The sequence below is a fragment of the Streptomyces sp. NPDC004721 genome (genome assembly GCF_053601495.1).
In genome coordinates this window covers 101,601-125,113 of the sequence record NZ_JBSGBZ010000005.1, presented here as the reverse complement: position 1 = coordinate 125,113, position 23,513 = coordinate 101,601, and the positions used below count along the sequence as shown (strand labels likewise).

23 protein-coding genes and 2 pseudogenes are annotated in these 23,513 nt (G+C 70.1%); 7 read left to right on the top strand and 18 right to left on the bottom strand.

The window, feature by feature from the left end; all coding sequences use genetic code 11:
• Positions 1 to 3: 3 nt before the first annotated feature.
• Positions 4 to 363 (bottom strand): NADH-quinone oxidoreductase subunit A, encoded by a 360-nt coding sequence (locus tag ACWEK3_RS06100; RefSeq protein WP_100569667.1) that lies wholly within the window; start codon positions 361 to 363, stop codon positions 4 to 6.
• Positions 364 to 1,166: 803 nt separating this feature from the next.
• On the opposite strand from ACWEK3_RS06100, the gene ACWEK3_RS06095 reads away from it, so the two are divergent.
• Positions 1,167 to 2,003 carry a C40 family peptidase gene (locus ACWEK3_RS06095; protein WP_450540646.1) on the top strand — a complete coding sequence of 279 codons (837 nt, stop codon included), beginning with the start codon at positions 1,167 to 1,169 and terminating at the stop codon, positions 2,001 to 2,003.
• A 153-nt stretch (positions 2,004 to 2,156) separates the two neighbouring features.
• Here the strand turns inward: ACWEK3_RS06095 and ACWEK3_RS06090 are convergent, their stop codons facing one another.
• On the bottom strand, positions 2,157 to 3,497 hold the full coding sequence (locus ACWEK3_RS06090) for a geranylgeranyl reductase family protein (RefSeq protein ID WP_361418153.1): 1,341 nt from the start codon (positions 3,495 to 3,497) through the stop codon (positions 2,157 to 2,159).
• 47 nt (positions 3,498 to 3,544) lie between these two features.
• On the opposite strand from ACWEK3_RS06090, the gene ACWEK3_RS06085 reads away from it, so the two are divergent.
• Together ACWEK3_RS06085 and ACWEK3_RS06080 are read left to right on the top strand one after the other, a co-directional pair.
• Entirely contained in the window at positions 3,545 to 4,051 is a 507-nt protein-coding gene (locus ACWEK3_RS06085) for a GNAT family N-acetyltransferase (RefSeq protein WP_365416646.1), read from the top strand.
• A 106-nt stretch (positions 4,052 to 4,157) separates the two neighbouring features.
• A complete protein-coding gene (locus ACWEK3_RS06080) occupies positions 4,158 to 4,493 on the top strand; it encodes a PASTA domain-containing protein (protein ID WP_450540644.1) in 336 nt (111 codons plus the stop codon).
• A 15-nt stretch (positions 4,494 to 4,508) separates the two neighbouring features.
• Here ACWEK3_RS06080 and ACWEK3_RS06075 read toward each other — a convergent pair whose 3' ends face one another.
• A complete protein-coding gene (locus ACWEK3_RS06075) occupies positions 4,509 to 5,201 on the bottom strand; it encodes a demethylmenaquinone methyltransferase (RefSeq protein WP_376551064.1) in 693 nt (230 codons plus the stop codon).
• A gap of 170 nt (positions 5,202 to 5,371) precedes the next feature.
• Here ACWEK3_RS06075 and ACWEK3_RS06070 point away from each other — a divergent pair, with 170 nt between their 5' ends.
• The gene (locus tag ACWEK3_RS06070) at positions 5,372 to 6,367 is read left to right on the top strand and encodes a chitinase (protein WP_450540642.1); all 996 of its coding nucleotides are present in this window, start codon (positions 5,372 to 5,374) and stop codon (positions 6,365 to 6,367) included.
• A gap of 51 nt (positions 6,368 to 6,418) precedes the next feature.
• Here the strand turns inward: ACWEK3_RS06070 and ACWEK3_RS06065 are convergent, their stop codons facing one another.
• From ACWEK3_RS06065 to ACWEK3_RS06050, 4 genes and pseudogenes are all read right to left on the bottom strand, one after another.
• Positions 6,419 to 6,865 (bottom strand): imidazolonepropionase-like domain-containing protein, encoded by a 447-nt coding sequence (locus tag ACWEK3_RS06065; RefSeq protein WP_361418166.1) that lies wholly within the window; start codon positions 6,863 to 6,865, stop codon positions 6,419 to 6,421.
• Positions 6,866 to 6,872: 7 nt separating this feature from the next.
• Positions 6,873 to 8,087, bottom strand: coding sequence for a cyclic dehypoxanthinyl futalosine synthase (gene mqnC / locus ACWEK3_RS06060; RefSeq protein ID WP_361418169.1), 1,215 nt, complete (start codon positions 8,085 to 8,087; stop codon positions 6,873 to 6,875).
• A 79-nt stretch (positions 8,088 to 8,166) separates the two neighbouring features.
• Positions 8,167 to 8,712: pseudogene (locus ACWEK3_RS06055) on the bottom strand (prepilin peptidase); the annotation flags it as partial.
• Between the two features lie 620 nt (positions 8,713 to 9,332).
• Positions 9,333 to 12,302, bottom strand: coding sequence for a BTAD domain-containing putative transcriptional regulator (locus tag ACWEK3_RS06050; RefSeq protein WP_450540639.1), 2,970 nt, complete (start codon positions 12,300 to 12,302; stop codon positions 9,333 to 9,335).
• Positions 12,303 to 12,552: 250 nt separating this feature from the next.
• On the opposite strand from ACWEK3_RS06050, the gene ACWEK3_RS06045 reads away from it, so the two are divergent.
• The 3 genes and pseudogenes from ACWEK3_RS06045 to ACWEK3_RS06035 all read left to right on the top strand — a co-directional run.
• Entirely contained in the window at positions 12,553 to 13,212 is a 660-nt protein-coding gene (locus tag ACWEK3_RS06045; protein ID WP_453249052.1) for a hypothetical protein, read from the top strand.
• The gene (locus ACWEK3_RS06040) at positions 13,209 to 14,294 is read left to right on the top strand and encodes a hypothetical protein (protein WP_453249051.1); all 1,086 of its coding nucleotides are present in this window, start codon (positions 13,209 to 13,211) and stop codon (positions 14,292 to 14,294) included. Before ACWEK3_RS06045 ends, ACWEK3_RS06040 begins: the two co-directional genes overlap by 4 nt.
• 745 nt (positions 14,295 to 15,039) lie before the next feature.
• Positions 15,040 to 15,129 (top strand): annotated as a pseudogene (locus ACWEK3_RS06035) (DUF397 domain-containing protein); the annotation flags it as partial.
• Between the two features lie 453 nt (positions 15,130 to 15,582).
• Here the strand turns inward: ACWEK3_RS06035 and ACWEK3_RS06030 are convergent.
• The 11 genes from ACWEK3_RS06030 to ACWEK3_RS05980 all read right to left on the bottom strand — a co-directional run bounded on the left by ACWEK3_RS06030 (position 15,583) and on the right by ACWEK3_RS05980 (position 23,508).
• Positions 15,583 to 16,173 (bottom strand): hypothetical protein, encoded by a 591-nt coding sequence (locus tag ACWEK3_RS06030; RefSeq protein ID WP_453249050.1) that lies wholly within the window; start codon positions 16,171 to 16,173, stop codon positions 15,583 to 15,585.
• A gap of 8 nt (positions 16,174 to 16,181) precedes the next feature.
• The gene (locus tag ACWEK3_RS06025; RefSeq protein ID WP_450540632.1) at positions 16,182 to 16,799 is read right to left on the bottom strand and encodes a hypothetical protein; all 618 of its coding nucleotides are present in this window, start codon (positions 16,797 to 16,799) and stop codon (positions 16,182 to 16,184) included.
• Positions 16,796 to 18,127, bottom strand: coding sequence for a hypothetical protein (locus ACWEK3_RS06020; RefSeq protein ID WP_450540630.1), 1,332 nt, complete (start codon positions 18,125 to 18,127; stop codon positions 16,796 to 16,798). Before ACWEK3_RS06020 ends, ACWEK3_RS06025 begins: the two co-directional genes overlap by 4 nt.
• The gene (locus ACWEK3_RS06015; RefSeq protein WP_453249049.1) at positions 18,124 to 19,551 is read right to left on the bottom strand and encodes a putative T7SS-secreted protein; all 1,428 of its coding nucleotides are present in this window, start codon (positions 19,549 to 19,551) and stop codon (positions 18,124 to 18,126) included. The genes ACWEK3_RS06020 and ACWEK3_RS06015 overlap by 4 nt, the downstream gene beginning before the upstream one ends.
• Positions 19,548 to 19,865 (bottom strand): hypothetical protein, encoded by a 318-nt coding sequence (locus ACWEK3_RS06010; protein ID WP_361418201.1) that lies wholly within the window; start codon positions 19,863 to 19,865, stop codon positions 19,548 to 19,550. Before ACWEK3_RS06010 ends, ACWEK3_RS06015 begins: the two co-directional genes overlap by 4 nt.
• Positions 19,866 to 19,872: 7 nt before the next feature.
• The gene (locus tag ACWEK3_RS06005; protein ID WP_453249080.1) at positions 19,873 to 20,289 is read right to left on the bottom strand and encodes a pilus assembly protein TadG-related protein; all 417 of its coding nucleotides are present in this window, start codon (positions 20,287 to 20,289) and stop codon (positions 19,873 to 19,875) included.
• A 41-nt stretch (positions 20,290 to 20,330) separates the two neighbouring features.
• Positions 20,331 to 20,759, bottom strand: coding sequence for a TadE/TadG family type IV pilus assembly protein (locus ACWEK3_RS06000; RefSeq protein ID WP_450540625.1), 429 nt, complete (start codon positions 20,757 to 20,759; stop codon positions 20,331 to 20,333).
• A complete protein-coding gene (locus ACWEK3_RS05995; protein WP_450540623.1) occupies positions 20,760 to 21,233 on the bottom strand; it encodes a TadE family protein in 474 nt (157 codons plus the stop codon).
• Positions 21,234 to 21,359: 126 nt separating this feature from the next.
• On the bottom strand, positions 21,360 to 21,611 hold the full coding sequence (locus ACWEK3_RS05990) for a hypothetical protein (protein WP_453249048.1): 252 nt from the start codon (positions 21,609 to 21,611) through the stop codon (positions 21,360 to 21,362).
• Positions 21,612 to 21,658: 47 nt separating this feature from the next.
• Positions 21,659 to 22,582, bottom strand: a complete 924-nt coding sequence (locus tag ACWEK3_RS05985; protein WP_361418210.1) for a type II secretion system F family protein — start codon at positions 22,580 to 22,582, stop codon at positions 21,659 to 21,661.
• The gene (locus tag ACWEK3_RS05980; RefSeq protein ID WP_376402253.1) at positions 22,579 to 23,508 is read right to left on the bottom strand and encodes a type II secretion system F family protein; all 930 of its coding nucleotides are present in this window, start codon (positions 23,506 to 23,508) and stop codon (positions 22,579 to 22,581) included. The genes ACWEK3_RS05985 and ACWEK3_RS05980 overlap by 4 nt, the downstream gene beginning before the upstream one ends.
• Positions 23,509 to 23,513: the final 5 nt, after the last annotated feature.

Genomic DNA, 23,513 nt, shown 5'->3' with positions numbered 1-23,513 from the left:
CCCTCAGTCCCATTCCAGGCCGCCGCGCCGCCATACGTACGCGTACGCGACGAAGACGGTGAGCACGAAGAGCAGCATCTCCACGAGCCCGAAAACACCCAGGGCGTCGAAGCTGACGGCCCACGGGTAGAGGAAGACGATCTCGATGTCGAAGACGATGAAGAGCATCGCCGTCAGGTAGTACTTGATGGGAAAGCGCCCGCCGCCGGCCGGCGTGGGGGTCGGCTCGATACCGCACTCGTATGCCTCGAGTTTGGCGCGGTTGTACCGCTTCGGTCCGATCAGCGTGGCCATGACCACGGAGAAGATCGCAAAGCCTGCCCCGAGGGCTCCCAGTACGAGGATGGGCGCATATGCGTTCACCGCTCCTCGCTCCTCTCAGTCGGCACTGACTGCTGGCGGTCGCTGGGCCCACGGCTGCCTCACCCGTCCCCCTGTTCCCGGCTCGTCCGGCCAAGATCGAGAACATGTGAAGCAGGTCACAAGCCCAACTGCCTCGCATCTTATGCCCGACGCTCTGTGATCTGCGACACGGGGTATTGCATGAGCTTTGTGATCTCCACCACCTGACGAACGATCATCAAGTCGGATGAGCGGTGATCTTCGCACGCGAAGCACCTGTGTGATCACTACTGGTCACATTTTACCTCGTAATTGCAGGTCGGAGGGGGTGTGCACTATCAGATACCCGGCGTCTGACGCAAAGTGGCGAACAATGTCAAGACCTTGATATGGGCCTGCTTTTCACACATCAGAGGGACGGCGACGCGAGATGTGGACGCGTTCACCCGTTCACAAGCCGGATGTGCGATCGGAGAGGCTTCTCGGGCGCAGTTTCACCAATGGGACTCAAGTGACAAATGGGACCAGTGAGTCCATCGCACGGACGGGCCGCGACATGGTGACCGTTCCGTGACCTCCGTCACGTTCATGAGAGGAGCCTGAGAGTCGGGCTTGGCCAATGATCCGCACGGATGGTAGGCCGAGGGCAATTCGGGCGTAACAGCGAAAGACCATGATCAAAGGCATGATCGCGCGCGCCCGCAATGTCCGTTACGGCGTCAATAAGGAAACTCGGCCCTGGGATTTGGCCGCCTCGTTGAGCAAATGTGGCGCACCACACGTTCCTTGAAGATATGAAGGAGCCCCTGGTACCGGTTGTTCCCATGTCCCACACCGCTCACATACGCAGCCACCGGAAGCCACGCCGTAGCGCGTCGAGAGTCGCGATGCGGGCCGGAGTTGCCGGCGGCGTCCTCGGCACCCTGGCAGTGGCCGGCACGTCGGCCTCGTCGGCCAACGCCGCCGAGCCGGTGACCCAGACCCTCGAACTGCCCACGCTGACCTCCGACCTGGCCGCCCAGGTGGCCCAGTCGGCGGAGGCCACGGAGCAGGCCGCCGCCAACTACCGGCTGGGCGCCGAGCGCGACGCGGCCGCCGCAAATGCCGCCAAGCAGGCCAAGGCGGACCTGGCCGACGCCAAGAAGAAGGCAGAGGCCGCCCGCAAGAAGGCAGAGGCCGCCCGGAAGAAGGCCGCCGACGCCGCCCGCAAGGCCGCCGCCGAGCGGGCCTCGCGCACGGCCGAGCGGCCCACGCTCACCGCCTCGGCGAGCGTCGGCGGCACCTCCACGAGCGTGTCCGCGTCGACCGGTTCGGCCGCGTCGGTGGTCTCGTTCGTCAAGTCCCAGGTCGGCAAGGCCTACGTCTCCGGCGCCACCGGCCCGTCCGCCTACGACTGCTCCGGACTGGTGCAGACCGCCTTCAAGCAGGTCGGCATCAGCCTGCCTCGCGTCTCCCAGGACCAGTCGACCGCCGGCACTCAGGTGTCGCTGTCCAACCTCCAGCCCGGCGACATCCTCTACTGGGGCGGCGCGGGCAGCGCGTACCACGTGGGTATCTACGTCGGTAACGGTATGTTCGTCGGTGCGCAGAACCCGTCCACGGGCGTCGTCGAGCGTCCGCTGTCCTACGACCCGCCGTCCGGCGCGGTCCGGGTGCTCTGAGGACGCCCGCGGACAGCCGTAACGGACTGAAGGGCCGCAGCCGCTCGGGGGCAGCGGCCCTTCCGTCGTTCCCGATTCGCCCGCTTCACCCCGTATGACACGGCCGGGGCCGGCTCGAAGGCGAGCCGGCCCCGACGTCGTGCCCGCGTGTGCTCACGCCTTCGGGGCCACCTTGCTCAGGCCGTTGATGATGCGGTCCATCGCGTCGCCGCCCGTCGGGTCGGTGAGGTTGGCCAGGAGCTTGAGGGTGAACTTCATCAGCACCGGGTGGGTCAGCCCGCGCTGGGCGGCGATCTGCATGACCTTCGGGTTGCCGATGAGCTTCACGAAGGCGCGGCCCAGCGTGTAGTAGCCGCCGTAGGTGTCCTTCAGGACGCGCGGGTAGCGCCGCAGGGCGAGTTCGCGCTGCGCCGGGGTGGCCCGCGAGTGGGCCTGGACGATGACGTCGGCGGCGAGCTGGCCGGACTCCATCGCATAGGCGATGCCCTCGCCGTTGAAGGGGTTGACCAGACCGCCCGCGTCGCCGACGAGCAGCAGGCCCCGCGTGTAGTGGGGCTGGCGGTTGAAGGCCATGGGCAGGGCGGCGCCGCGGATCGGGCCGGTCATGTTGTCCGGGGTGTAGCCCCAGTCCTCGGGCATCGACGCGCACCAGGCCTTGAGCACCTCGCGCCAGTCCAGTTCCTTGAAGGAATCGGAGGTGTTGAGCACGCCCAGGCCGACGTTGGAGGTGCCGTCGCCCATGCCGAAGATCCAGCCGTAGCCGGGCAGCAGCCGGTCCTGGGGGCCGCGCCGGTCCCACAGCTCCAGCCAGGACTCCAGGTAGTCGTCGTCGTGGCGCGGGCTGGTGAAGTAGGTGCGCACCGCGACGCCCATCGGGCGGTCCTCGCGGCGGTGCAGGCCCATCGCCAGGGACAGCCGGGTGGAGTTGCCGTCGGCGGCGACGACGAGCGGCGCGTGGAAGGTGACCTCGCGCTTCTCCTCACCCAGTTTGGCCTTGACCCCGGTGATGCGGCCGGTGCGGTCGTCGACGAGCGGCGCGGACACGTTGCAGCGCTCGAACAGCCGCGCCCCCGCCTTCTGCGCCTGCCGGGCGAGCTGCTCGTCGAAGTCGTCGCGCTTGCGCACGAGTCCGTAGTCCGGGAAGGAGGCGAGGTCGGGCCAGTCGAGCTGGAGGCGGACGCCTCCGCCGATGATCCTCAGGCCCTTGTTGCGCAGCCAGCCGGCTTCCTCGGAGATGTCGATGCCCATCGCGACGAGTTGCTTGACGGCGCGCGGGGTGAGGCCGTCGCCGCAGACCTTCTCCCGCGGGAACTCGGTCTTCTCCAACAGGAGTACGTCGAGTCCGGCCCGGGCGAGGTGGTAGGCGGTGGTGGACCCGGCCGGCCCCGCGCCCACGACGATCACATCGGCGGTGTTCTCGGAGAGGGGCTCAGTCACGGTCACAGCGGGATCTCCCCAAGGTTCGGAATCTGCGTGCCGACCGGCACTGGACATGGGCAGTCTATGCAGGAGAATTGATCACCCGGCTGAAGGGCTGCCCCGTGAACCGAGCTCTCCCCGTCGTACGTCTGCGTGTGCCCACCGATGAGGACGCCGTGGCCTGGCACCGGATCTTCGCCGACCCGGACGTCATGGAGTTCCACGGCGGCAGTCCCGCGGAGCTTTCCGTCTACGAGGAACTCACCGCCCGTCAGCGGCGGCACGACGCCGAACGCGGCTTCTGCCTGTGGACGATGCTCGACGAGACCGGCCGCGTCATCGGCTTCACCGGCGCCCAGCCGTGGGAGCGGGACTGGGGCCCCACCGGCGAGATCGAGATCGGCTGGCGGCTCGGCCGCGAACACTGGGGCCGCGGATACGTCACGGCGGCGGCCCACATGACCCTGGAGCGGCTGCGCGCGACCGGCCTGACGAGCGTGGTGGCCATGGTCGACTCCCGCAACAAGCGCTCCATCGCGGTCACCGAGCGCCTCGGCATGCGGCTTGCGCAGACCTTCATGACGCCGGTGTCGCAGCGGCAGGGGCACTGCTACCGGCTGGAGCTGTGACCGCGACCGATTACCTTGTGTAATCGACTGTCACAGAAAGGCACTTGGCGCTTCCGGGTGGCACCCCTGGCCGGTTACCCTGCCAGTACCGCTGGGGGTGACGTCTGTGTTCATAACACCCAAGACACCCGAAGTACGCGTGCCGCGCCTGGTCGGGCTGATGGCCGTGGACGCGCGCGAGGCCGCCCGCGCCCAGGGCCTGTTCCTCAATGCGCCGGACCGCCCGGACTTCCATCTCGCAGTCGTCGACTACGTCGTCCGCCAGTACCCGCAGCCCGGTGCCGAGGTGCCACGGGACTCCATGGTGTACGTGTGGTTCGACTTCGGCACGGGCGAGGGCGGCGGAGGGGTCCGCGAGCCGCGCGTCCCGCGGCCGCCCACGGGCGGTCTCCAGCGCGAAGTCGACGAACCGGACGATCCGTACGCGGTCAGTCCCGTGTGACGGCCCGCGCGGCCGTCAGTCCTTGAAACCCCGGTGCAGGGACACGATCCCGCCGCTGAGATTGCGCCAGGCCACCTTCGACCAGCCGGCCGTGCGCAGCAGCCCGGCCAGCGCGGGCTGGTCGGGCCAGGCCCGGATGGACTCGGCGAGGTAGACGTACGCGTCCGGGTTGGAGGACACCGCGCGCGCCACGGGCGGCAGGGCGCGCATCAGGTACTCGGTGTAGACGGTGCGGAACGGCGCCCAGGTGGGGTGCGAGAACTCGCAGATGACCACGCGGCCGCCGGGCCGGGTCACCCGGTACATCTCGCTCAGGGCCGTCTCGGTGTCCTGCACGTTGCGCAGCCCGAAGGAGATGGTGACGGCGTCGAAGGTGTCGTCCTTGAACGGCAGCCGCGTCGCGTCGCCCGCCGTGAACGGCAGCCAGGCGTGCCGCTGCTTGCCGACCCGGAGCATCCCGAGCGAGAAGTCGCAGGGGACGACGTAGGCGCCGGCGCGAGTGAAGGGCAGCGAGGAGGTGGCCGTGCCGGCGGCGAGATCGAGGATCTTCTGCGCGGGCCGGGCGTCGACCGCCCTGGCGACCTCCTTCCGCCACCGCCGGTCCTGCCCCAGGGACAGCACGTCGTTGGTCAGGTCGTACCGTTCCGCCACGTCGTCGAACATCGAGGCGACGTCGTGCGGCTGCTTCTCCAGGGATGCGCGGGTCACCGGCCCATTGTGGCAGGCGGGGGTGGCGCTTGACGGAAGTGCCCCGGCGGCACGGCTTTCGATGGCAGGCTCGGAACGCGGTTCCCGGTCCGAGGGCAGGCGCTCTCCGGTCCGGGATCCCGCTGTGTTTGGCTTCCAGGACGGACATCACGAGGGCTGGTGCATGCGCAATGAGGAGTTTCCTGACGCCGGTGGCCGGGCTCACCTGCCTGTTCGCCCTGGCCGCCACGGGCTGCTCCTCGATGTCCGACGGCACCTCCGACGCGGCCCCCAAAGCCTCGGAGTCCAGCACCTCGTACGCCCCGTACGTGAGCGCGACGACGGCCACGGGCACCGACTCCGCGGGCTCGCCCGAGACGTACAACCTCGCCTTCGTCATCTCCGGCGGCAGTGACTGCACACCGCGGTGGGACGGCATGTCCGGGATGGACGACGCCGAGGTGAAGTCCCGGATCGGGAAGCTGAGGAAGTCCGGCGCCACGGTGCGCGTCTCCTTCGGCGGGGCCTCCGGCAAGGAGCTGGCGACGACCTGTGGGAACGCCTCCGCGCTGGCGGACGCGTACGGGAAGGCCCTGGACGCGGCGGGCTCGACCCAGGCCGACTTCGACATCGAGGGCCGCACGCTGACCGACTCCGCCTCCGTCGACCTGCGCTCGCGGGCGATCGCGCGGCTGCAGAAGCAGCGCCCCGGGCTGGAGGTGTCCTTCACCCTGCCCGTCATGCCGTCCGGGCTGGACTCCCACGGTCTGGCGCTGCTGGAGTCCGCGAACGTGCACGACGTGCAGGTCTCGACCGTCAACCTCATGACCATGAACTACGCCGAGTCCTACACCGGCGACATGGGCGACTACGCCCTCACCGCCGCGAAGGCCGCCCACACCCAGCTGCAGAAGGTCTTCGGGTTGTCGAACGCCGCCGCCTGGGAGGGCATGGCGCTCACCTCGATGATCGGCGCCAACGACATCCCAGGCGAGACCTTCACGCTCGAGGACGCGGCCCAGGTGCGGTCCTTCGCCGAGGAGAAGCGGATCGCCTGGGTCTCGATGTGGTCCACCTTCCGCGACCGGCAGTGCGAGAAGGGCGTCCCGTCCCGGGAGGACGCGGCGACCGACTGCAGCGGCGTAAGGCAGAAGCCGGGGGCGTTCGCCCGGGAGTTCGGCGGCTGAGGCGGGCGCTCGGCGGCCGAGGCGGGCGCTCGGCGGCCGAGGCGGGCGGCCTCAGCGTCTGCGGTGCACCAGGCGCCCCGCGCACACGGTGGCGAGGCAGGCGCCGCCGCCGTCGAAGACGGCGAGGTCGGCACGGCCGCCCTCCACCACCGCCGCCGGCCGGGGTCCGGCAAGGACGGCGACGTCGTTCCGGGCTGCGGCCTCCCGCAGTCCGGGCGCGTCCGCGTGCCCGGCGAGGACGGCCGTCGCGCCGAGCTTGAGAACCGCGTGCACACGCTCGCGCGGACTCGGCGCGTCGGGCAGCGGCCCTTCGTGGACGCGCGCGGGCCCGAGCACGCCCGGCCAGCGCCGCACGCGCGCGTGCGGAAACCGCCGCTCCAGCTCGGCGAGCGTCCCCACGGCCGCGACCCGGGCGCCCTCGACGGCGACCGCACCGCCCTCGACCGGTTCCGCGTCCCAGTCGGCGCGGACCTCGTCCGCCGCGTGAATCGTCAGCACCCGTACCTCAGTTGGGGGCGAGCAGCTTCAACTCGGGGTGGGCCGTCCCGCCCGCGATCGCCGTCGACGAGATGTGGGACATCACGCGGTCGTCGACCGGGTCGTTCGCCGGGTCGTCGTGGACGACGAGGTGCTCGTACGTCGTCGCCCGCTGCGCCGGAACCCGCCCCGCCTTCCGGATGAGCTCGATGATCTCCATCCGGTTGGAGCGGTGCTTGGCGCCGGCCGACGACACGACGTTCTCCTCGAGCATGATCGAGCCCAGGTCGTCGGCGCCGTAGTGCAGTGTCAGCTGGCCGACCTCCTTGCCCGTGGTCAGCCAGGAGCCCTGGATGTGCATCACGTTGTCGAGGAAGAGGCGCGCGATCGCGATCATCCGCAGGTACTCGAAGAGGGTGGCCTGCGTACGGCCCTTCAGGTGGTTGTTCTCCGGCTGGTAGGTGTACGGGATGAACGCCCGGAAGCCGCCGGTGCGGTCCTGCACGTCACGGATCATCCGCAGGTGCTCGATCCGCTCGGCGTTCGTCTCACCGGTACCCATGAGCATCGTCGAGGTGGACTCCACGCCCAGCCGGTGCGCGGCCTCCATGATCTCCAGCCAGCGCTCCCCGGACTCCTTCAGCGGGGCGATGGCCTTGCGCGGCCGCTCCGGCAGCAACTCGGCGCCGGCGCCGGCGAAGGAGTCCAGGCCGGCCTCGTGGATGCGCGTGATGGCCTCCTCCACCGACACACCAGAGATCCGCGCCATGTGGTCCACCTCGGAGGCACCCAGCGAGTGGATCACCAGCTGCGGGAAGGCCTCCTTGATGGCGCTGAAGTGCTTCTCGTAGTACTCGACGCCGTAGTCCGGGTGGTGGCCGCCCTGGAACATGATCTGCGTGCCGCCGAGTTCGACGGTCTCGGCGCAGCGCCGCAGGATGTCGTCGAGGTCGCGGGTCCACCCCTTCTCGACGTCCTTGGGGGCGGCGTAGAAGGCGCAGAACCTGCACGCGGTGACGCACACGTTCGTGTAGTTGATGTTGCGCTCGATGATGTACGTCGCGATGTGCTCGGTGCCCGCGTACTTGCGGCGGCGCACGGCGTCGGCGGCGGCGCCCAGCGCGTGCAGCGGCGCGTGGCGGTAGAGGTCGAGCGCTTCCTCGGGGGTGATCCGTCCGCCCGCGGCGGCACGGTCGAGGACGGCTGTGACATCAGGAGATGTGAGGTCGGCCTTCTCGGTCACCGGCGTCCCTTTCGCAGGATTCGTAAGGGGTTGTGGACAGACCGAACCAGCCTACGTCAGCCGTTTCGCGATGCTGACCTCAGGTTCCGTACGCGCCGATCAGGACCCCGGCGAACGCCCCCGCGATCAGAAACGGCCCGAACGGGATGGCCGTCTTGCGCCCGGCCCGCCGTACGACGACGAGGGCGCCGCCGTACAGCGCGCCGAACAGGAAACCGGCGAAGGTGCCCAGCAGGACGACGGGCCAGCCGTACCAGCCGAGGACGGCGCCCGCCCCGAGGGCCAGCTTCACGTCGCCGAACCCCATCCCGGCGGGGTTGACGAGGAACAGCACGAAGTAGCCGCCGCCGAGCGCGAGGGCGCCGTACAGCGCGGTCGGCCAGTGGCCGGCGTGCCCGGGGACCAGGGCGGCCAGGCCGAGGAGCGCGAGGGCGGCGCCCGCGAGGGGCAGGGTCAGCACGTCGGGCAGCCGCCGCACCCGGAAGTCGACCACCGCGAGCAGCACACCGACCGGCGCGAGCAGCAGCCAGACGGCGAGTTCGGGCCGGCCACCGGTGACGGCGGCGAGGGCTGCGCAGACGAGGGCGGTGGCAGCGGCTGCCGGCAGGGTGCGGGGGCCGTAGGAGGCGTGGGGGCGGGCGGGGGTGGTGGCCGGGGTGGTGGCCGGATCGGCGACGGGGGGTGCGGCCGGGGCACCCGCAGGGGTGGCGGCCGGATCGCCAGCCGGCGTGGCGGCCGGACTGCCGACGGGGGTGGCAGCCGAGTTACCGGCAGAGGTGGCGGCCGGGTCGTCGGCGGGCGTGGCGGCCGACTCGCCAACGGATGCGGCAGCCGGGTTACCGGCAGAGGTGGCGGCCGAGTTACTGGCGGGGGTCGCGGCCGGGGCACCCGCAGGGGTGGCGGCCGGATCGCCAGCGGGCGTGGCGGCCGGACTGCCGACGGGGGTGGCAGCCGAGTTACCGGCAGAGGTGGCGGCCGGGTCGTCGGCGGGGGTCGCGGCCGGATCGCCAGCGGGCGTGGCGGCCGGGTTACCGGCAAAGGTGGCGGTCGAGTTGGTGGTGCACTGCACGCATCGCCCGCGACCGATCCAGCCGCGTACCGGATGTCCGCCCGGGCAGCGCTCGCGCCACGGCTCTCCCGACGGGACGGAGAACCGGTACGCGGCCCGCGGCAGCGACGCGCCCGCCACCGCGCCCCACAGCGCGGCGGCGGCGACCAGCGGCAGACCGGTCGACGGCACGGTACTCATCCCGCCGCGGCGACGGCGCTGCGCCAGGCCGGCAGCAGTTCGTCGAGCAGGGCCTCGGTACGCGGCGGCAGGCCGCGGGCGCCGCCGCGGCCGACGAGGTCGGCGGCGAGCGCCTCGAGGCGGGCGGTGTCACCGGTGGCGTGCGTGGCGCGCAGCAGCTCGTTCCACAGGCGCTCGTCGGACGGGGCGGTGCGCAGCGCGGCGTCCAGCGCCTCGATCGCCTTCTCCGCGCGGTCCCTCTCCAGGTGGAAGGAGGACAGGGCGAGCCCGATGTCCGCGACGATGAGGGGCAGTTGGGCGTCGACGATCTCGTGGGTGAGCCACCGGTAGCGGCCCTCGGGCCGGTCGGCGAGCAGCGGTCCGCGCACCACCACCAGCGCGTCGGTGAGCAGCCGGCCGCGTACGGCCCGGTTGTCCGCGCCCTTGCCCTGCGTGGCCTCGTGGTACAGCGAGCGCAGCACGTCCAGGTCGGAGACGACGGACTTGGCGAGGGTGAGCCGCCCGGTGTCGTCCGTACCGAGCCGGGGGGTGCCGTCGGGGTCGGTGCCGAGCCAGGAGCGCAGCCGCTCGACCAGCGCGTCCCGCACGTCGTCGGTGACACCGCGCGGCCACAGCGCGGAGGACAGCACCCGCGGATGCACGCCCTCCCGGTGCAGGAGCAGCAGCGCCAGCGCCTCGTGCAGCAGCGCGCTGCGCTCGTCGTCCGGGGTGTCGAGGCCGATGATCTCGTACGGGCCAACGAGCCGCGCGTACACCGCGGGCCGCCCCTGCTCGCTGATGTCGACGAGGAACGGCGGGGTGGGCGTCGGCCCCTCGGACCCGCTCCCCGGGTCGGCCTCGACGAACAGCTCCACCACCGCCTGCTGTTCGGCCGACGGCAGCATCTGCGCGTCGAGTTCGAGCCCGAGCAGCGGGGCGAGCAGCCTGCCCTCGCTGGTGATCTCCATCTCCCAGGCGGCGCCGGGCAGTTCGTCGGACTCGGTGCCGACGAGGTAGCCGACGCCCAACCGGCTGGCGTCGGCGGCGAGTTCGGCGAGCCTGCGGGCGTCCTCGGCCGAGGGCTGAGCGGCCAGCAGCACCAGGTGCGGGGCCCAACGGGTGTGCTGCGCGGGCCCGGTGCGACCGGTGAGCACGGAGTCGTGCCCGGCGGCGCCCAGCGCGCCGCGCCGCTGCCGCGTCTCGGCCTCCATGGTCTCAAGGAGCGCCTCGATGCCGTCGAGGTGGCGCAGGCGGTTGGGAGCGAGCGGGGTCAGGTCCTGACCGAAGCCGACGAGGGTGACGGTCATGCGGTCCGACCAGCCGTTGGTGGCGAGTTCGGCGGCGACCGAGGCGAACACGGCGGCCCGGTCGGAGGCGCGGCCGCTCAGCGAGACGATGCCGGGCACGGCCTCCAGGTTGAGCAGCAGGCGGGAGTCGTCCATGGTGCCGAGGCTGACCAGCCCGGGGTACGGGGCGGCGGTGTCGGCGTCCTCGTACTGCTCGGCGTCGGCGCGCGCCAGCATCCAGAACGTCTCGTCCTGCCCGGTCTGCCAGGGCGCGGGCGGCTTGCCGGCCGGTTGTGCGAGCTGGAGGTGCAGGTCGCCTCCGGTGAGCCAGGCCGCGTAGACAACGGGCAGCGGCCGGGACTCGGCGGCGAGGGCGGCGGCGAGGGCGCGCAGGGACCGGTCGAGCCGCCGTACGCCCTCGGGGTCGGCGCCCACCAGCAGCGCGTCCTGCACGTCCAGCGCGTCCCCGGTCGGCGTCGGCGGCTCCATGCCGCGCCGCCCGCCGACGGCGCCGAGCGCCGACTGCCACAGTGCCTGCCGGCGCCGGTGGCCGAGTGCGCCGAGGAGACCGGCGGCGAGGAGCGGGGCGCCGAGGAGGGCTTCGGGCAGTCCGAAGGAACGCCCGGAGGAGGCGGGGGTGGCGGCGCTGTCGTCGGCGTGCTGCTGCCGGTCCTGCCCGGCGTCGGGGGCGGGCCGCTGGGCGGGTACGGAGGCGCGGGAGCCACCGCCCTGCTGATGGCCGCCGCCCTGCGCGTGGTCGCCCCCGCCCTGGGCGTGGTCGCCGGTCTTGGCGTAGTCGTGGATCTGCTGCCGCACCTGCTCGGAGACGCCCGGCGCGCCGTCGGGCATCTCGACGAGTTCGCCGCCGTGCGCGTCCGCGGGCATCTCCATGATCCAGCCGGGCCGGATGAGGCTGGCCTCGGACAGCCGGGAGCCGTCGGGCTGGACCCGGTCCTTGTTGAGTTGGTGGATCTCCTTGTACCGGCGCCCGTCGCCGAGGTGCCGCTGGGCGATCTCCCAGAGCGAGTCGTGGTGGCGCCCCTCGGGCGGCTGGATCCGGTAGTACTTCGTGTCGCCCTGCTTGGCCTCCGCCTTCGCGGCAGCGGTCGCGGCCTGCTCGGCGACGGCCGCCGCGGTGTTCGCGGCCTGCTCCCGCTGCTGTCCGAACAGCCCGCCCGGCGTCTGCTGCGCGGCGGCGACGGTCCCCTTCTGGTTCCCCTCCAGGCCGTGCCCGAGCTGCGACAGCCCCGGCGTGAAGCTGGCGGCCGTGGCCCCGACGAGCAGCAGCGCGGCGACGAGTTGCCGCGCGAGCAGCTGGCTGGGGCCGGCTCCGGGCACCCGCCCCGGCACCCCGACGCCAGAAAGCGCGGCCTTCATCTCCACGAGCACACAGGCGGTGAACTGCGCCCAGGCGAGCCAGACGACGACCGTCAGGATGCTCAGGAAGGTCTGGACGGTGATCTCCTGCTGGAGCCAGTCCAGGCTCGGCACGCCGTGCGGCAGCGGCCATCCGATCTGCGTGGCCAGCGCCAGCGGCACGCCGACGAGCAGGACGAGCAGGGCCAGGAAGGCGAGGAACGCCTTCACGAAGTCCCCGGCCGTACGCCGCCGCACCCGCACCGGCTGCGGCGTCCGGTTCCTCGGGGCCGTCGAGCCTCCCGTCGGGCTTCCCGTCGAGCTTGAACTACGGCGTCGCGGCATGGCGGGTGTCCTGATGGTGTGTGAAGTGGGTGCGGTAAATGGGGCGTACTGAGCCTACAGAGATCCTATTGACGGGGGCGACACAGCTTCCGCCCGTCAACTTCGGACGCCCCCACGCCGTTCACAACAGCCACGCCATACCTCTCGACTTCCCCCACAATCCCCCGCCGAGCACCCAAATCCCCTCCTGTCGCCCCTGATAGCTTCGTTGTCCGCTGCACACGTCGTCGTCCTCCGGGGGAGATCCACCGTGGCCCGCCGCGCCCTACCCGCAACCGCCACCGCACTTACCGCACTCACCGCCATCGCGACCCTCACGCTGACCGCGTGCGGCGGGGGCGGGGGCGCCAAGTCCGATGACATCAAGGGGGCGGACACGGGGACGGCTACGCCTACGGTTTCGGCGTCCGCCGGTTCCGGCCAACCCGACCTGAGCCTGCCGAGCGATTTGCAGGTCCAGTTCGACGTCACGCGGTTGTCCGACACCCGTCATGCGGCAGCCCTCGACAGCGCGAAGAACTACATCCTGGCCCTGAACCACGGCATCACGGCCCAGGACCCCGAAGATCCGGCTTATCAGTTCTACTCGCTCGGCATCGCCACCAAGTACGCCCGAAACCAGATCCAGGCATGGGTGAAGGACGAGTGGACTGCCACTGGGACTGACAGCTACTACAAGGCCAGGACCGACGACGTCGGCACGTCCCGTGGCGTGCTCGTCACGATGTGCCGGGACCAGAGCAAGTTCTATGGCAAGAACGTCAAGACGCAGAAGATCAGATACACGAAGGAGAGCCTCAACTCCTATCAGGAGTTCCGTCTCTTCATGAAGCCCCCGCAGGGGTCCGAGAAGGTCTGGAAGGTTCTGCAGATCGAAGTGCAGGGCCGTGTCAAGGAGTGTCAGCGATGACGCTCCTCGTACGTGCTCTGCGCTGGTCCGCCGTTCTGGCAACCGCAGCCGTACTCGGGTCCGGGAGCAACGCGTACGCTGACGGCCCCGAGGGCAACACCACCGTACCGTCGGCCGATCAGCCGAGCGGCAGCACTGATGGCAAGGGAGGCCTTAAGGCCTCCGTCTCCCATATCCGGATCACTTACGTGAGTGGCGGAAACGGCGGGGGCAAGCGGGGCAACCTCGGTACGGTCGACCCCAACTGGAAGCCGCCAGCCTGCTGGTACGAGCCGGCCTTCACCCCGGCCGGGCTCAAGAAGTTCGTGGACTCGGACGGTGGCGGAGACGTCGGCATCCACGAGTCCTGGTTCGGCAAGGAACTGTGGACGGACCACTACCGCGACGGCAAACCTGCCGACAACTTCGATGCGCACAAACCCATCAACAGTTCCGCCGAAGGCTACAAGAACTACAACCTCGGCCAGAGCGGCTACTTCTGGCGCGGCGTCGCCCCCAACGCCGCCGACCCGAATTCCTGGGACTGCGGTCGCATCATGTTCTGGGTCGACGCGGGCAACCTCCCGAACGACCCGAACTCCCCCACCCCCAAAACCCTTGCCGAGTACGCCTACGACAAGATCAAGGTCCCCGACACCGAGATCAAGGTGAAGCCCGACGCCAAGTCCACCGTCAACCTCCCGACCTGGATCTGGCTGGACAAGGGCAGGTTCAAGGAGGTCAAGGTCCGCGCCGAACTGCCCAACACGGGCCTCTGGGCCGAGACCACGGCCAAGCCGGTAGCCCTCCACCTGACCCCGGGAACCGAGGACGCCGAGACCTACCCAGCCTCCGGCAACTGCACCATCAACGGCGACGGCTCGATCGGCACCCCGTACGAGAAGGGCAACGCGGACAAGACCCCGCCGTGCGGCATCAGGTACCTCCGTGCCACGAACGGGCAGCCGTACCGCCTCAAGGCATCCATCACCTGGCAGATCACCTGGCAAGGCACCGGCGGCGCCAAGGGCGACCTTCCCGACGGCACCTTCGAGACGACCCAGGACATGAACGTCCAGGAAATCCAGTCGATCAACCGCTGAGATGTGCCGGCGCCCCAGAAGAGAAACCCCTAGCAATGATCCTACGGAAGTACTTCGAGGAGCTGATGAGGGACGGCTCTCAGAACGTGCAGTTGCACACCTTGATCAACCCTTGGCCCAGCAAGTACCAGTTGGCGGCCTACGCCTACGTTGCCGAACAGTACGGCTACCGCCACATGGGGCTGGTCCCCTACTCCTCATCCGGGAGAAGCTTCCCCATCTTTGGTTTCCGCCGCCTGCCCGACGCCGAGGAACGTGCTGCACGTACTCAAGCCCAGTACCCAAGCCCCCTTCGAACGGGCCGTTCCCGGGGATGCTGCAAGGGGGCGACGGCCTCACACCTCGCGCCGAGGTCCGGCCGGAAGTGGACCTTTTGCACGCGCGCATCCAAGTAGATCTCCTCGGCGGAATCGGCAAGAAGCGGCTCTGGCGAGTGGCTCTCGCTGTCCCCCTCGGGCTCCTCCTGGCCTTGCTCATCAGAGGGATCACTCCTACCTCGGCGCTGGTTGCCGCTGGCATATCGGCTGCTTACGCCCTCTGCTTGTGCGTGGTACGCATTGCCATGCGTCACAAACTGGCCAGGTATCAGGGGATACTTCAGGCGGCGGGTATCGACTGGCCTCCTCCCAACATCTGATCTCGAAGGGGTGCGTAGAAGCGGCGTCACTCGTGCCCACACGTTCGCGTGACTTCATCCACAGACTGGCGAAGGAGCTGTGAGGCACACCATGACCACGCCCGCACCTGGCAGAAGTCGTCGTTCTCCGGCGGGGGTGACGGCAACACCTGCGTGGAGATAGCGGACCTGCACACCCGCATAGCTGTCCGCGACTCGTACCTTGCCGAGCAGTACGGCTACCGCTACGACGGCCTGGATCCGGACCTGCGAGCATCCGGCACGCCCTTCTTCGTCTTCCGGCGCCTGCCGGACGAGCCTGAGCGGGCCGCGCGTACAAGGGAACGGTTTCCCGATGCCACCGACGGCGGTCGGCTGCCCGGGATGCGTTCCTGGCCTGTGCCGGTGCTGACGCTGCCGGAGGCGCGGCGCGAGGTGAAACTGCTGCACGCCAGGATCGCCGTCGACTACTACGGTGCGATACGGCGGCAGCCCTTGCGGCCGTGGCTCATCGGCATCCCGCTCGTGGTTCTTCTCGTTCTGCTGGTGAACGGTGAGCTGCACGCCGCGGGACTGCGTGTCGCGGCCGGTACGGTCGCGGCTCTGCTGCTCGCGCTCGGAGCCTCCAGGGTCTTCATGCGTCGGCGTATCGGGGCGTACCGGCGGTTGCTGTCAGAGTGAGAGCGTCTTCGCGATGTTGTCGGCCATCTGCTCGGCCGGCTCGTCCAGGATCGGTTCCGTCCAGGAGACCAGCATCGTGAGGGCCGTCTCCATGCCGTCCGGGCGGACGCCGTAGAACACGGTGTGGACCACCGGGCGTGGGCCGAAGAAGCCCTTCTTCTCGCCGATGAGGTTCTGGCGGATGCGGACGGCGTCGCCGAGGGGCAGCCGTACTTGGCGGACGTCCGGTTCGCCGAAGTCGTGGCCGGTCATGTGCTCCGCCAGCAGGTCGAGGGTGACCTCGGGGAACGTCTCGTCGGGGTGGATGGCGTCGAGTTCCATGATGGCCGCCACCGTCTCGTGGCCGCTCACGTACCAGCCGAAGGAGGCCAGTGTGTCGCGGGTGTAGCAGTCGGCGACCGTGCGCTTGAGATCCCGGGCCAGGCGGCGGGCGTCGCCCTGGGCACCGTCCTGCGCGTATCGCTCGGCGAGTTCCGCGCCCTGTTGCTTGGCCCAGGAGTCCAGGTCCACGCTCCCGGCGGCGGGGAAGGGCACCCAGTCCTCCGAGAACTCCAGCCCGAGGTTCGAGAGGTCGTCGGTCATGGTGTCGGTCACTCCGTCCAGGTCAGCGAGTCGGCGATCGCGCCGAAGAGTTCGGCCATCGCGTCCGCGATCGCCTCGAGCGGTGTGGAGAAGGTCAGCAGCAGGAACGCGGTGGTGCCGGGGATCGGGAGGTGGTACTCCACCGTGAGCGAGTTGTGCGGGGGCTCGGTGCCCTCCTCGTCACTGCTCTGCGGCATCAGCCTGCGGACCCGGACGGCGGGGCCCGAGCGCAGTTCCTCGATGGTCACCGAGCCCTCGCCATCGTCGGCGAACCGCTGCGCCAGGGCTTCGAGCGGCAGCGGCTCGGGATGCCGCAGTGGTGCCAGGGTGACCAGCAGCGATGCGGGAATGGTGAAGGGACCGACCTCCTGGAGGCTGAGGTACAGCTCGATGCCACCGCTACGGTGCGCCTTGGCCCCGCGGCGCCGCAGGTCCCTGCGGAGTTCCTCCTTCAGGTGCGGCGCGTTGTCGATGCCGTGGAACTGGCGCTCCACGAGCGCGTCGATCGCCTTGTCCCGCTGCTCGGGCTCCAGGAGGATCCGGAACCACCCGTCGGGAAGCAGCAGCCGGTAGTCGCCCGGAGGAGCGGTCTCCTCGGTCTCACCGGTCTCCTCGGTCTGGTTCATGCGGGTTGCTCCGTGGGTGTCTGATTCGGTGCCGGTCGTTCCAGCCAGAGCCGACTGCGTAGCTGGTGTGCGGCGTAGGGCACCGCCTGAAGGACGAGGCCTACTGCACCTGCGAGGATCGCCGCCAATGCCGCCTGGGGGTGTACGTCCTCGATCCACAGGCCCTGGCCGATGGAGAAGTACGATCCGAACGCCATGAGGGCCGTGGACGACAGGCCGACGATGGTGCTGGGAAAGCGGGACAGCTTGCGTGCCGTCCCTGCGGAGTCGGGCAGCAGGTCGGTGCCGAGCGCCCCCAGCGCCTTGGGCCATGGGGCCTTCCCGGCCAGCTTGCGCTCCGAGGCGGTCAGCCCGGCGGTCCGACGCAGCCTGGACCAGCCGTCGGCGCCACCCCTACCACCGAACCAGAGCCGCCACAGAAGTACGGCTCGAACCTGGTCGTGCGGGCCGCGCAGTTCGACGCCGAGCGGCTGCCCCGTCCGGTCGCGCACGAGCACCAGGGAGGTCAGGGCGTGCGGACCGGTGAGCGGAAGCCAGTATTCCCGCCCGCCGAGAACGCGCAGGACGAGATCGCGGTCCTGCACTCGCAACTCCGTGTCCCGGCAGAACCTGACGGTCGTTCCCATCCCCTCCACGGGCGCCGGCCGGATCCGTTCCCGTACGACAGGGACGCACTCCCGCAGACGCAGCCGGGTCCACGCCCGCACGACAAGCCGCGCCACCGGGCCGACGAGGGCGGTGGCGGCGAGCAGCAGGACGACCCAGGGTTCTGTCGTCTCGAAGAACAGGATCAACGTGAACAGGGCGAACCAGACGACGAAGGCGACGGCCCGAAGGCTCCAGTACCACCGGGGGAACTCACCCCCCGGAGAAAGGGACTTGGCTCCGCGCGGCCGTGACCCGGACGCCAGCAGCGGGTCGTTTCGATCAGTCACCACGTGCACGGGGATGCCCGCGGCCTTGAACAGGGCGGCCACCCCCGTACGGTCGAGCAGTTGCTCGCCCTTCACCCATCGCTTCGGGATCGCGGGCGACTCCGGCAACCAGTCCTCCGTGTTGAAGGAGCCGATCAGCGCACCGTCGTGGTCCTGTAGCTGGACCTCCCCCCACGAGCCCTCGATCGTAGGCCCCATACGTTCCTTGTCGTCACCGGGGACGTCGAGGAAAACCGCGCGTGTGATCCCGCCGTCTCCGGTCGGAAAGCGCCGTGTGCGCGTGCGGATCCGCAGTACGAGGTCGCCGTCGTCCAGGTAGAGCCGTGACCGGTGGCACAGTTCGAGGCCTGGGCCACGCGAGGCAGCGGGCCTGAGCGCGGGCTCGGGGATCATCGGGTGACCTTGTCGTAGAGGTCCGTCACCGTTCCGTACGCCCCCTCGGCTCCCGCGACCACTCCGGTGGCGGTCGCGCCCGCCCAGACGTTGGTCTGTCCGGAGAAGTTGCTCAGCGCATGGCCGACGTCCGGCATCTTCAGGGCGTTCGGTGCGATGCCCTTGAGACCGGCCGCGGCCTTGGCGAGGTCGGGGTCCAATGTGCCCAGTGAACGGGGTCCGGCCAGACCGCGGGCCCCGTCACGCCAGGCCTGCTTGGAGAACGCGCCGCCGATCGCTTTCACACCGTCGACGGTATCCCGGTACATGGAGACCGGACTGAACCCCTCCCTGAGGTTGCTCCACGACGGCAGCTTCCCCTTCGGCATGCCCGCCAGGGCCTTGGCCGCGGCCTTTCCGCGGATCGCTCCCTGGGCGCCGCGGTTGGCCAGGTTCCACGCCCTGTTCGACTTCAAGCCCGAGGCGATGGCGTTCTTGAACAGGTTGCTGCGCGCCAGGGCCTTGGTCCCGGCGGCCGCTCCCCTGGCGCCCGCCATCGCCGCCCGTCCGATGCCGAAGGTCGCCAGGCCCACGGCGTCGAGGAACACCGACTTCCAGCTTCCCTCGCCGCCCAGCGCGAGCACCAAGTCGGTGGCGAGCGCGACGACGCTGGCCAGCAGGGCCACCGCGTTGGCCACCGCGGCGATGACCTGTCCGATGACGGGGATCCATCCGAGGGCGAGCGCCGCCACACCCGCCCACAGGGCGATGCGCCCCGCCCATTTCGAGACTTCCGTGAGCCAGCCGGCGTTCTCGTGGACCCAGTTCTTGAACTTGTCCTTCCAGCCGTCCTTCAGCCCGTCGCCCTCGATGACGTCGTATATCGCCTCGGCGGCCGCCTTCGCGGCGTTGTCGCGGATCCCCTTCGCGGTCTGGAGGGCTTCCTTCGCCGCCTTCAGGCTGGAAGAGGCGTGCTCCTTCTGTCGGTTGTACTTCTTGGTGTCCGGATCGTCCTTCGGAGTGTCGTCCGGCTGCCCGTCGAGGGAGCGCTCCGCCGAGGAGAGGTCGCCGTGGGCCTGCTCCGCGTCACCCAGGGCCTGGTCGGCCATCTGCTGGGCGCGATGCAGTTCGGAGGCGTACTCCTTGCTGCACACGTTCTCGCGCACCTGGGTGCCGAGGGCGGTGGCTGCCTCGTCGTAGCGCTTGAAGGCCTTGCGCAGCTTGTCGCCCGCGCCTTTCGCCGAATCCTGGAACTCGGTGGCGGCCTTGCCCTTCCAGTTCTCGACGGAGGCCAGCGCCTTGATCTCGCGGGCCTCCTTCTCGATGGCCTCGGCGGTCTTACGCAACTGCCGGCCGAGCCTCGCGACCTCGTAGGGGTCACCGGGTATCGGGTCGGACGTCTCGTCCAGCACCGACCAGCGGTGAGCGGCGGGCCGACCTGTCACTTCTTCGCCCCTTTCTGCCCGTCCTTGTCCGAGTTCCGCAATGCTTCGGCGAGTTCGTGGTCGATCTGCTCGTACGACTCCGCCGCGGTCTTGGTGATGGCGTGCAACGACTCCAGCTCCTCGGCGAGCTTTCGCCGGTGGATCTTCCAGTTGCTGTCGAACTTCGAGAAGGCGTCGAGGATCCGCTGCGAGCCGATCTCCCCGACGCCGAACCCCTCAGCCGGGTTGCCCCGTTCGGCGAAGGTGTCACGGATGCGCTTCAGCGCCCTTGAGCATTCCTTGATCCGGTCTATGTCCGCTTGCTGATCGCTCATGTCGGCGTCACCCCACCTCGTTCTTGGCCACGGCCCGACCGTGGACGACCACGCTGCCGCCGTAGAACATGCCGGTGAAGACGGGCGAGTACGTCAGCTGGATCTCGACCTGTACCTGGTCGGCGTCGGCTGCCACACAGTGGCTCGCGGCGATGTCTGCGCCCGCCATGCTCATCTCCCGGGCGAAAGCCTTCACGCGGGCGTCGCAGTTCCCGTAGTTGATCGGCGCCGGGCCGCCCTCGTCGTTGTAGAGGGCCTCGCGGTCGATGTCCTGGGCGGCGTAGCGGGCCGCCTGTTCGGCTATGTCCGCGGCCCGTTCGCGCTTGGAGATGGACAGGCCGCCGTCGATGACGAAGGCGGACAGGGCGAGGAAGACCAGCGCGAAGATGATGACCGCGCCGGCGCCCGAGCCGCGGTCGGACATCCGGGAGCGACGGGCCTGCCACCAGGTCAGTCGGGCATGCCTCACGCCGACCTCCGGAAGGGATCGAGGGGAGAGCTAAAGCTCGCGGACAGCCTCGTCGGGATGTTCAGGCCCAGCGACGCCAGGCCGCGTACCTGGCAGCTGACCTCGACCGTGAACAGGGTGTCGGGGGCGAAGCCCGCGCTCGTCTGCACCACCGAGACCGGTCCCGAGCAGACATCCGCCAGGTCCGCCTCCGCCGCCTTGCGCGCCTCGGCCATGGCCGTCGCGTGGTCCTTCTGGATCGAGCCCGCGCGTGCCGCGTCACGTGCCGCACCGTCGACCGCGCCGCGGCCCTCGACGAGTTGGCCGAAGGCCACCAGCACCAGGATGAACAGGATCATCACCGGAGCGAGGATCACGACCTCCACGGTGGACAGGCCACTGTCGTCATGGGCGGACGAAACAGGCCTCCAGGAAGGGCGGTTCATCTAGTTCCCGCCCTCCCGCACGAACCTCTCCACCGGGCCGGACGACTGCGCGTGCACCGTCAGGTCCAGGCCCGGGAACACCGTCGGGATCCGCGCCGAGATCTCCACGCCCACGGTGTTCTGCTCCGGTTGCAGCATCTTCACGTCCGGCGACAGCACCAGTTGCGGGCCCAGTTGGCGGATGTAGGCGTCGACGACGTTCCGTGCCTCGCCCCGCCAGGCGCCGGGCTGCTCGTCGGCCGTGGCACGGGCCTTGCGGGCGCCGGCCTGGGCCGCCGCCTGGGCGACGTGGTCGGCGAAGAAGTACAGCGCGAACTGCACCGTAGCGAAGATCATGAAGAACAGTACGGGGGTGAGCAGCACGAACTCGATCGCGGTCATCCCGCGGTCGCCGCCGGTGGCCGCCGCCTCACGCGCGGCCCGCACCCTGCGGCGTACCACGCGTCGCACCCGTCCGCCCACGTCCGCCAGCATCCCCGTCCACCCCGTTGCGCTTCCTCGTCGTACGCGCGTCGTACGTGCGCACGTCCTACGTACGCCCGCCGCACGTGCACTTCGCCGCACGTGCACTCGCCGCACGCGCGATCGCCGTACGCGCGGTCAGCAGGTCTTGCCCGCGTCCGCGCCCTTGATGCAGTTGCCCACCTTGTTGGCGCCCTCGCTCAGCGCGGAGTTGATGATGGCGGCCACCACGCCGACGATCGCCACGACGACCGCGGAGATGATGACCCACTCGACCGCGGAGGCGCCACGGTCCAGTTCGCCGGAGCGGGCGCGCTGCACACGGCCGCCCAGAAAGGCGACCAGGAAGTCCACGGCCGGGATCCCGGTGTGGAAGTCTCGTCCGTTCATGACAGTCGTTTCCTCTCGAATTCAGGGCAGTTGGCAGGGGCGGCGGCTCATACCTGGAACACCCGCATGGCCGCCGGGAAGATCAGGAACACCAGGAAACCCGCGCACAGCAGCAGCTGGGCCACGAGCATCGACTGGGACTTCTCGCCCGCGCTGCCCTCGATCTCGGCCAGTTCGCGGTGGCGCATGGTCTCGGCGCGCGAGGCGAGCGACTCGCGCACCTTCGCGCCGTCGTCCGCGACCAGGGCCAGGGAGGCCGAAAGGTCCTTCAGCTCCTCCACGCCCAGTTCCTCGCCGAGCTGCCCGAGCGCCTGCCACTGGCTGATGCCGGTGATCCGGGCGTCGGCGAGGGCGTTGCGGATCCGCTGGTTCGCCCAGCCGTCGGACACCTCGGCCGCCGCCATCAGTGCCTCCGGCAGACCGCGGCCGCCGGCCAGGCTCATGGACACCAGGTCCAGATACGCGCCGATGACGCGGCGCAGGTCACGGCGCTTGTCGGCCGCGTCCCGCCGGATCTCCAGATCGGGCAGGAAGAAGAACAGCGCCGCGCACAGCAACGCCAGCCAGACCGGGATGACCGGGCTGCGGCCGAAGCCCAGCGTGTAGACCACGGCGAACAGCAGCGGACCGAAGAACAGTCCCGCGACCGACAGCAGCACCTTCGTCGCCAGGAACCTCTCCCAGCTGCGCTCCAGCACCGCGAGATCGGCGCGCAACGAGCGCTGCTCCCAGCCGTGCTGAAGGTAGAACTCGGCGACGCGCGCGCCGACCTGGGCGCGGAACGCGCCGAAGCGGCCCGTCTCCTCCCGGGCCTGGTGCCGCGTCTCGTACGCCGCGCCCCGCGCCCGCATCGCGTCGATCCGCGCGACCTGCGCGACCGCGCTGCGCCGGGACGGCATCAGGGCGCGTACGAGGGCGTAGACGCCGAGGCCGAGGACCGCTCCGACCACGACGGGCATCGTCAGGTTCACCGGCGTACCCCTTCCTCCTGCTGGGCGGGCGTGCGCGGACGTACGAACTGCACCGCCGCCTCGTCCCGCACCAGGAAGCGTTCGGGCGTCTCGATCGTGGACAGCTTGCGCAGCCACCAGAAGCCGAGCGCGAACAGACCGCAGACGACCGCGAGGACCAGCTGGCCGACCGGGGTGCCGTACGGCGACACGAAGTCGCGGTTGAAGACGGACAGTCCGAGCACGAAGGCGACGGAGACGGCGACGACGATCTGCACCGAGCGCCGGGTCGAGGCCCGCTGGGCCATCACGCGCTGGCGCATGTCGACCTCCTCGCGCGCCGACTTGGCCAGGGCACCGAGGACCTGGCGCAGACCGGGGCCGCGCAGCCTGGCGTTGAGGATGAGCGCGGCGACGATGATGTCGGCGGAGGCGTCGTCGATCTCGTCGGCGAGCAGTTGCAACGCGTCGGGCAGCGGAGTGCGGGCACGCAACCGGTCGACCAGGGCGTCCAGATGGGGGCGCAGGATCGGGGCGGCGGCGCGCGCCGAGGCCGGGATGGCCTGCTCCAGGCCGACCGCGCCGGCGATCGTGTCGCGCAGCGACTCCGTCCAGGAGGCCAGGGCCTCCACTCGGCGCATCGCGGCCCGCTCCTCCGCCGCACCGCCGAAGAGGCGGTCCCAGAAGAAGACGAGGACACCGGCCGCGATGCCGGCGACCGCCCACCGGGTGAGCAGCAGGACGGCGAGGCCGACGAGAGCGGCGACGGAGCCGCGCTGCCCGGCGAAGCGGATCAGTTCGCTCGCGCGCCGGCTCGCCCGCTGCTTCTCGTGCTCGGGCTTGGCGGGCAGTCCGCGTACGGCGACGACCAGCAGGGCGAGACCGCCACCGACGGCGACGCCGGAACCGATCGAGTACAGGACGGTGGTGGAGAACAGGCCCCCCATGGAGC

Bases quoted from the DNA above. Each gene is read 5' to 3' on its own strand.
- ACWEK3_RS06095 (WP_450540646.1), top strand. From the start codon at position 1,167: ATGTCCCACACCGCTCACATACGCAGCCACCGGAAGCCACGCCGTAGC.
- ACWEK3_RS06090 (WP_361418153.1), bottom strand. From the start codon at position 3,497: ATGTCCAGTGCCGGTCGGCACGCAGATTCCGAACCTTGGGGAGATCCC.
- ACWEK3_RS06070 (WP_450540642.1), top strand. From the start codon at position 5,372: ATGAGGAGTTTCCTGACGCCGGTGGCCGGGCTCACCTGCCTGTTCGCC.
- ACWEK3_RS06050 (WP_450540639.1), bottom strand. From the start codon at position 12,302: ATGCCGCGACGCCGTAGTTCAAGCTCGACGGGAAGCCCGACGGGAGGC.
- ACWEK3_RS06040 (WP_453249051.1), top strand. From the start codon at position 13,209: ATGACGCTCCTCGTACGTGCTCTGCGCTGGTCCGCCGTTCTGGCAACC.
- ACWEK3_RS06030 (WP_453249050.1), bottom strand. From the start codon at position 16,173: ATGACCGACGACCTCTCGAACCTCGGGCTGGAGTTCTCGGAGGACTGG.
- ACWEK3_RS06025 (WP_450540632.1), bottom strand. From the start codon at position 16,799: ATGAACCAGACCGAGGAGACCGGTGAGACCGAGGAGACCGCTCCTCCG.
- ACWEK3_RS06020 (WP_450540630.1), bottom strand. From the start codon at position 18,127: ATGATCCCCGAGCCCGCGCTCAGGCCCGCTGCCTCGCGTGGCCCAGGC.
- ACWEK3_RS06010 (WP_361418201.1), bottom strand. From the start codon at position 19,865: ATGAGCGATCAGCAAGCGGACATAGACCGGATCAAGGAATGCTCAAGG.
- ACWEK3_RS06005 (WP_453249080.1), bottom strand. From the start codon at position 20,289: ATGTCCGACCGCGGCTCGGGCGCCGGCGCGGTCATCATCTTCGCGCTG.
- ACWEK3_RS06000 (WP_450540625.1), bottom strand. From the start codon at position 20,759: ATGAACCGCCCTTCCTGGAGGCCTGTTTCGTCCGCCCATGACGACAGT.
- ACWEK3_RS05995 (WP_450540623.1), bottom strand. From the start codon at position 21,233: ATGCTGGCGGACGTGGGCGGACGGGTGCGACGCGTGGTACGCCGCAGG.
- ACWEK3_RS05990 (WP_453249048.1), bottom strand. From the start codon at position 21,611: ATGAACGGACGAGACTTCCACACCGGGATCCCGGCCGTGGACTTCCTG.
- ACWEK3_RS05980 (WP_376402253.1), bottom strand. From the start codon at position 23,508: ATGGGGGGCCTGTTCTCCACCACCGTCCTGTACTCGATCGGTTCCGGC.